The sequence below is a fragment of the Actinophytocola oryzae genome (genome assembly GCF_004364325.1).
In the GTDB taxonomy this organism is placed as follows: Bacteria; Actinomycetota; Actinomycetes; order Mycobacteriales; family Pseudonocardiaceae; genus Actinophytocola; species Actinophytocola oryzae.
The window spans coordinates 187,512-194,934 of record NZ_SOCP01000023.1; the positions used below are offsets into that span (position 1 = coordinate 187,512).

Genomic DNA, 7,423 nt, shown 5'->3' on the forward strand with positions numbered 1-7,423 from the left:
GCTCAGTCGAAGAGGACGCCGGGGTTCAGGATGCCCTGTGGGTCGAAAGCCTGCTTGATCCGCCGCATCAGCTCGATCTTGCCGGGGTCCTCCAGCTCCAGGAAGTGCCGCTTCTTCCCTCGGCCGATGCCGTGCTCGCCGGAGATCGCGCCGCCGAGCGCCATTCCGCTCGCGAACAGCTCGTGCAGCACCCGGTGGCGCACCTCGGGGTCCTTCTGGAACACGGCGAGGTGCACGTTGCCGTCGCCCGCGTGGCCGCAGCCGATGACCAGTGTCTGGTTGCCCTGCGCGATCTCCAGCACCCTGGTGAAGAACTCGGGCAGCGACGACCTCGGCAGGACGGTGTCGATGATGTCGTCGGCGCCGACACCCTTGGCGGTGTAGAACGCGTTCTCGCGAGCCTCGACGAGCTTGCGCGCGGCGCCGCCGGGCAGCGAGTACACGTCGAGCGCGCCCAGCTCGGTGAGCAGCTCGCCCGCGGTCTCGATGTCCTCGTCGAGGCGGCCCGCCGAGTTGTTCTCCAGCATCACGACGAGGAAGGCCTGTGCCTTCTCCTTGATCTCGTCCGGGATGCCGAGCTGCAGGTCGTGCGTGTAGGTGATGGCGCCCATGGTCAGCGCGTCGATGTACTCGAGGATCAGCGGGCCGAGGCCGGAGCCGACGACCTTCGGCACCGCGGTCATGACCGAGGCGAGGTCCGGGAACGGCACGAGGATCGTGGCCTGGTGGGCCAGGCGTGGCTGGAGCTTGAGGACGGCCTCGGTGACCAGCGCGAGGGTGCCCTCCGAGCCGACGATGAGCTGGGTGAGGTCGTAGCCCGTGGAGGCCTTGACGAACCGGCCGCCGGTGCGGATGACCTCGCCGGTCGGCAGTGCGGCCTGCAGGCCCAGGACGTGGTGGCGGGTGACGCCGTACTTGATGGCACGCATGCCGCCCGCGTTGGTGTTGACGTTGCCGCCGAGGCTCGCGGACAGCTCGCCGGGGTAGACGGGGTAGACGAACCCGACCGCGGCGGTGGCCTCTTCCAGCTCGGTGAGCGTGACACCCGGCTGGACGACGGCGACGTGGTTGACCGTGTCGATCTCCAGGATCTTGTTCATCCGTTCGAAGGACACGAGGATCCCGTCCGGGTGAGGGACGGCGGAGCCGGACAGGCCGCTGCCGCTGCCGCGGGCCGTCACCGGGGTGCCGGTCTCGGCGGCGAGCTTCAGGATGGCGGCCACCTCGTCGGCGTCCTCCGGCAGCACGACGTGTGCCGGCCGGACCGGCTCACCGCCCAGGGTCTCGTCGTGGGTGTAGTCGTCGCCGATCGCGTCACCGGAAAGCACCCGCCCGGCGCAGATCTCTTCCAGTCGCGCCCCAATGTCCGCCATTGGACTCCTCCCGCCGTGGATCAGGGCCACCTTAGTCGGGTGGCCGTCGGAGCGAGGTGATCGGCGAAGGCCGAAGGCCTGCCGAGCACGATGTCGGCGCCCGTTCGGGCCAACGCGGGCGCCATCTGGATGCCGTAGCCGCCCTGGCCGGCGAAGAACACGAACCCGGGGTGGTCGGGCCAGGCGCCGACCAGCGGTTCGCCGTCGGCCACGAACGACCGCAGTCCCGCCCACGCGGTGTGCACGGACCGCAGCCCGAGCGTGGTCACGGCGTTCACGCGCTCGATGGCGGTGGCGACGTCGAGGTCGTCGGGCTTGGCGTCGCACGGCTCGCTCGGCGTCGCGTCGCCGGGGGAGACCAGCAGGTGGCCGCTCTCGGCACGGAAGTAGAACCGGTCGAGGGCGTCGGTGACGAGCGGCCAGGCGGGGTCGGCGGTGGCGTGGGCGAGCGCGATGGTGCGGCGCATGGGCCGAAGGCCGACGGTCGGCACCCCGGCCAGCTCGGCGACCTGGTCGACCCACGCACCCGCGGCGTCGACGACCGTACGGGCGTGGATGTCGTCGACGACCCAGCCGTCGCCCTGCCTGTGCAGCTCGGTGACCCTGGTGTTCCTCCGAATGGTGCCGCCGCGGGCGCGGAGGCCGCTGACGTAGCGGGCGTGCAGGGCCATCACGTCGATGTCCATCGCGGAGCGGTCGACGGCGGCGGCCAGTGGTGTCCGCAGGACGGGGCAGAGCGCGACGGCCTGTGCCGTGGTGAGGGGCTCGACCGCCAGGCGGCGCAGCTCGGCCACCCCCTCGTCGTCGACGGCGATCCAGAGGGTGGGGCGAGGGGTGAGGATGCCGTCGCCGAAGAGCGGGCCGCTGGCGGTGGTCAGGGCGCGGACGACGGGTCCGCCGTAGCTGGGGGCGTAGATGGCGGCGGAGCGGCCGGTGGTGTGCAGCGCCAGCTCTGGCTCGGCCTCGACGAGGAGCACCTCGACGTCGGCGGCGAGCTCGTAGGCGATGGAGACACCGGCGATGCCGCCACCGATGACCAGGACGTCGACCATGAGGCGAGCTTAATTCGGTTGTCCGTGCGGTTAGCGTGATCGGTATGGGTGCGTCGATACGTTTGCGCCGTCGCTGACAGCGGCGGTCGTCCTCCTCGTGGCGTAGTACGCCGCTGTCTCCAAGCATCTCTGCCCGTTCTCTCCTGCTTGGAGCCAGGCACTCATGCCTTCCCATCGACGGCGTGCCGCCGCGACCTCGTCCGGCGTGCACCACCTCTCCGACGACCGGGTGATCACCGGTCTTGTCGACGCGGCCGACCTGGCCGAGGACGACCTGGTCATCGACTTCGGTGCGGGCCCCGGCACCATCACCGCACCTCTGGCCCGCACGGGCGCACGAGTACTGGCGGTGGAACGCGACCCCCGCTTCGTGGACACCCTGCGCCGCCGCTTCGCGACGGTGCCGCGGGTCAGCGTGGTACACGAGGACCTACGCACGGTCCGCCTGCCAAGGCGTGCGTTCACCGTGGTGGCGAACATCCCGTTCGCGGTGTCGACGCCACTGCTGCGCCGCCTGCTGACACCCGTGAACGGCGGGTTCTCGAGAGCCGAGCTGGTGGTGGAGTGGGGCCTGGCGAAACGGCTGACCACCACTCATCACAGGGACTTCGAGGCAGCCTGGTGGTCGTGCCGCTACACGATGACCGTCAGGAGACGGATCCCGGCGCGGTGTTTCTCCCCGGCCCCGCGCGTCGACGCGGCGCACCTGGGTGTGCGGCAGCGCGGCCTGGACCGCCGCACGCTGGCGATCCTGTGGACGTTGCTGTCGGCGGCGTACGAGCGCCCCCGCCTACCGGCCCGAACCGCGTTGAACGGCAGGGCACCCCGACGGGTCACGCACCGCCTACTGAGTGAGCACTCGGCATCGGGAGTCCACACCGGACAGTGGCTGATGTTGGCGAAAACCCTGGCGCTGGACCAGAACGTGGTCCCCGCAAGACGTTTCAGGTGACCAGCTCCCAACGTTCGATGAGGATGGTCGCCACCTGAACGACCCGAGCGACGCGACGGGGTTCGCGTGATCGGATCTGGTACCAGGACAGCGATGTCAGTGTGTGCTCGTCATCGCCGTTCTTGTTCACCAAGGTGACCGCGCGGGAGGGGAGGATCGATGGTCCGCGAACTATCTTGACGTCGGCCACATCCACCCAGCGCACACGGTCCGTGCCGACACCCATGACCCGGTGCCGCAGGTGCTCCCGGTCCACCAGGACCCCGGAACGCCAGGAGGCATAGATGACCAGCAAGCCGAACGCGACCAAGGCACCTGCGACGGCCATGTCGCCCCGTTGGACCTGGCTTGCGGTGAAACCACTCGCGCCCACGAACGCCAGCCCCGCACCGATGACGACGCCGACCCAGCGCCACGGCGATCGGAAGGTGTGGGGCAGGCAGACCTCCAACCCTCTCTGACAGTCAGCGCTCGATGAACGGCCCGAGCAGCCCAGGCACCGCCTCCTCCGCGAACCGAAGGCCCTCGTCCGTGCCGACGTCGTAGACCGGGTACGCGCCTTTGTTGGCCGCCGTCGTCGCGTGGATGGTGATCAACCCCGCGCGGCGCTGGAACGGGGAGCTGGTGATGGTCCACCCGATGACACCCGTACGCACAAGGGCGGCTGTTCGACGCGCACCCACGCCGTAGCGGGTCACCAGGTGCTCCTCCGCCAGCCCGTGGCCCAGATTCCGGTACGACTCCAGCGCCAGGAGCACTGCCACCGGCGTCAGGACCACCGCCGCGATCCACGCCAGGTGGAGCAACACCACCGTCAGCAGCCAACCGAGCAACGCCAGCACGACGACCACCGCCAGCACGCTGTACAAGGCCCAGCGCACCCGGCGCCACTTAGCCGCCCTCGGGTGCCCCACCACGGCCGTCGCCGTCACGGCGGGACAGCCGAGGACCTCCGCCGCCACTCGGCCGGCAGTGTCGTACGGGGCCGACGGGAGAATCGTCTTCGGGTCGGTCTTGTCGTCGTCCGACTTCTTGGTCATGCTAGTCGCTATGACGTCGACGCGTGCCGCTCCCGCCAGGCGGACGCCCAGCGGTTCGACCAGCTCCACCCCTCGCAGGCGACGGCGTTCCAGCGACAGCGACCTGGTCGTCAGCAGGCCCCTCGTCATCACCAGGTTGCCGTCCTCGCGGGACAGGCGGTAGCGGAACCACATCTCGACGAACAGGCCGAGTGAGCCCACGATCCCGACGAGGATGCCGACCACGACCAGCACCGCGACCAAACCGATGACCGACAGGCCACCGAGCAGGTCACGGAGTGTCCGGAAGACCGCGCCCTGCAGCTTGAACCACTCCGACACCTGCATCACGGCACCGAAGGCCGCGGCGCCGAGGAGTGGAGTCGTCACCGAGATCGGCGCGTACCGGATCCAGCGCCAGTCGAGACGAGCGATCTCCGGCTCCGGCACGGCGCCTGTCGACGGAGCAGCCGACGCAGCCGAATCCGCCGTGCCGGTGGAGCCGGCCGGGTCTGCCGCCGCAGTGGGGGCCTCGCGGCGCAGCAGGAGGCGACGTAACTCCTCCGCCACCGCCTTGTCGACCGGGTCCAGTGTCAGGTGGCTGTGTTCGCTCGTCCGCTGTCCCGTACCGATGGTCACCTTCGCCACGCCGAACACCCGCTGCAGGGGGTTCGCCGTCAGGTCGACCGTGCGGACGCGCTCGCGGGGCACCGACCGCAGCTTGTGCAGCACCCACGCGTACCGCAGCTCCACCCGTTCGTCGGTCACCCGGTACGTCGTGTACCGCCAGCGCATCAGGTCGACCACCGCCGCCACGCCGGACAACACCACGATCCCGCCGAACGCGATCGGCACCGACACCAGCAGCGACACGTCGTCGGTCATGCCGATGATGATCGGCACCGCGACGCCCGCCAGGATGCCCGCGATGGTCAGCGCGGTCACCCACACCGTGCGCGGGTGCAGCTGCCGCCAGCCCTCCTCGGTCCTGGACTCCGCCGAGACCGTCGCCGTCATGTCGCGTCACCCCGGTTGGCCTGCGTCACCTCAGTCAGCTTCTGGGCGAGGTCCGCCGCCACCTCGCGGTCGAGTCCCCTGATCTTGAGCGGACCCGCGGCCGAGGCGGTCGTGACGGTCACGCTCGATAACCGGAACGCCTGCTCGAGTGGACCCCGAGCGGTGTCGACGGTCTGGATGCGTGACATCGGCGCGATCCGCCACTCCTGCCACAGCCAGCCCGTGCGCGTGTAGACGGCCTCGTCGGTGACCTCCCACCGGTGCACGCGGTACCGCCACAGCGGCATCACGATCATGTAAGGCACCCCGATCACGAGTGCCACCCCCAGCGCGACCAGCAACCAGAACCTCGCCGGCTCGATCAGCAGGGCCAGCACTCCGAGCACCGCGGCGACCACGACGTTGGAGATCGCCTCCCCCGTCATCCAGTACCGCACTGCCCGGGGGTCGACCCGGTTGCGTGGCGGCCGCAGCCGCATGTGCCCCTCCATGGGGGACAAACTAGTGAGTGGGTGGAGGTTGGCGCGTCAACCTGGGGATTGGTCTTCGTTGTCATTCCCAGGGCGGACATGTCGCGATTATGTTCTCAACCCATGAAGCGTGCCCTGATGATCTCTCTGCTGGTCCTGGCCACTTTCCTGACCGCTCCCGCCGGCGCGAACGCCACCTCGCTCACCTGGGCCCCGACGACCACCGGATCGGACGCGCGGCTGCGCGGCCTTTCGGCGGTCGACCGCTACGTCGCGTGGGCGAGCGGCTCCGCAGGCACCATCCTCAGAACCGTCGACGGTGGCAGGCACTGGCAGCAGGTCGCGCCACCCGGCACCGAGTCGCTCGACTTCCGTGACATCGAGGCGTTCGACGCACGCACGGCCATCGCGCTCTCGATCGGCGAGGCCGACGCGTCGCGGATCTACCGCACCACCGACGGCGGTCGCACGTGGACGGAGACCTTCCGCAACGCCGAGCCGACTGCCTTCTACAACTGCCTCGCGTTCTTCGACTCCCACCACGGGCTGACGGTCGGCGACCCGGTGGACGGCGAGTTCCGCGTCCTGTCCACCGAGGACGGCGGCAGGTCGTGGAAGAACGTCCCGGGGCCCGCCGCCCTGGCAGGCGAGTACCAGTTCTCGGCGAGCGGCCAGTGCCTGAACGTGGCCGGGCGCAGGGACGCGTGGCTCGCGACCGGCGGCTCGACGGTGGCACGGGTGCTGCACTCGTCCGACCGTGGTCTGACGTGGACCGCCTCGCAGACCCCGCTGGCGAGCAGCGAGAGCGCGGGCGTGTTCGCGGTGGCCTTCCGCGACCCCCGCACGGGCATCGCGATCGGCGGCGACTTCGACAACCCGACCAACGGCGCCGACGCACTGGCCCTGTCCGGCAACGGCGGTCGCACGTGGCGTGCGCCTGCCACGGCACCTGCCGGCTACCGCTCCGGCGTCACCTACCACCCGTTCCTGGCGGACGTCCTGATCGCGGTGGGCCCGACCGGTAGCGACGCGTCGTTCGACGGCGGCCGCCACTGGCGCCAGTTCTACGCGGGCAGCCTCGACACGGTCGACTGCGGCCGTGACGGCGCCTGCTGGGCGGCAGGCGCGACCGGGGCGGTGGCCACGCTGCGGCTGGGCTGAGAAACACGTCGAGGGCCCCGGGGAACAAGTCCCCCGGGGCCCTCTCGGCATGTCGGGCTAGCGGCGGTCGGCCGCGGGCTCCGGTGCCTCGTCACGCGTCGAACCGTCCATGTCCGACGGCACGACACCACCCTCGACCATCGCGGGCGTGGTCCTGCCCCTCGGCAGGAACAGCGCCGGGATGAACGCGATGGCCAGCAGGACCAGCGCCCACACGAACGTCGACGAGAACGCGTCGGCCAGCAGGCCCGCCACCGTGGTGCGGACAGGCTCGGGCAGGTCGCTGATCGAGTCCATCGCGGGCGGCGGGGTGCCCTGGGCCGCTGCCTGCGCGGCGAGCGGCGCCAGGTTGTCGGTGGTCGCGTTGTACAGGATCACC

At 70.4% G+C, this 7,423-nt stretch carries 7 protein-coding genes and 1 pseudogene; 2 read left to right on the forward strand and 6 right to left on the reverse strand.

The genetic code is table 11. The features are described 5' to 3' along the window. Positions 1-2: 2 nt before the first annotated feature. Positions 3-1,373: an FAD-binding oxidoreductase gene (locus CLV71_RS41380; protein ID WP_133908410.1), complete on the reverse strand. Its 1,371-nt coding sequence runs from the start codon at positions 1,371-1,373 to the stop codon at positions 3-5. Between the two features lie 20 nt (positions 1,374-1,393). Continuing rightward, positions 1,394-2,425 carry an NAD(P)/FAD-dependent oxidoreductase gene (locus tag CLV71_RS41385; protein WP_133908411.1) on the reverse strand — a complete coding sequence of 344 codons (1,032 nt, stop codon included), beginning with the start codon at positions 2,423-2,425 and terminating at the stop codon, positions 1,394-1,396. Positions 2,426-2,588: 163 nt separating this feature from the next. On the opposite strand from CLV71_RS41385, the gene CLV71_RS41390 reads away from it, so the two are divergent. Beyond that, positions 2,589-3,377 carry a 23S rRNA (adenine(2058)-N(6))-methyltransferase Erm(C) gene (locus CLV71_RS41390; protein ID WP_133908412.1) on the forward strand — a complete coding sequence of 263 codons (789 nt, stop codon included), beginning with the start codon at positions 2,589-2,591 and terminating at the stop codon, positions 3,375-3,377. Here the strand turns inward: CLV71_RS41390 and CLV71_RS41395 are convergent. Genes CLV71_RS41395 through CLV71_RS41405 form a run of 3 tightly spaced genes read right to left on the reverse strand, consistent with a single transcriptional unit; the run spans position 3,370 to position 5,904 of the window. Beyond that, positions 3,370-3,828: a hypothetical protein gene (locus CLV71_RS41395; protein WP_133908413.1), complete on the reverse strand. Its 459-nt coding sequence runs from the start codon at positions 3,826-3,828 to the stop codon at positions 3,370-3,372. The two genes, CLV71_RS41390 and CLV71_RS41395, sit on opposite strands and share 8 nt — an antisense overlap. Positions 3,829-3,841: 13 nt before the next feature. Then, positions 3,842-5,413, reverse strand: coding sequence for a PH domain-containing protein (locus tag CLV71_RS41400; protein ID WP_133908414.1), 1,572 nt, complete (start codon positions 5,411-5,413; stop codon positions 3,842-3,844). Continuing rightward, the gene (locus CLV71_RS41405; protein WP_133908415.1) at positions 5,410-5,904 is read right to left on the reverse strand and encodes a PH domain-containing protein; all 495 of its coding nucleotides are present in this window, start codon (positions 5,902-5,904) and stop codon (positions 5,410-5,412) included. The genes CLV71_RS41400 and CLV71_RS41405 overlap by 4 nt, the downstream gene beginning before the upstream one ends. Positions 5,905-6,006: 102 nt before the next feature. Between CLV71_RS41405 and CLV71_RS41410 the strand changes: the two genes are divergently transcribed. Continuing rightward, positions 6,007-7,044 carry a WD40/YVTN/BNR-like repeat-containing protein gene (locus CLV71_RS41410; protein WP_133908416.1) on the forward strand — a complete coding sequence of 346 codons (1,038 nt, stop codon included), beginning with the start codon at positions 6,007-6,009 and terminating at the stop codon, positions 7,042-7,044. A 57-nt stretch (positions 7,045-7,101) separates the two neighbouring features. Here the strand turns inward: CLV71_RS41410 and CLV71_RS41415 are convergent. Then, positions 7,102-7,423, reverse strand: a pseudogene (locus CLV71_RS41415) (hypothetical protein); the annotation flags it as partial.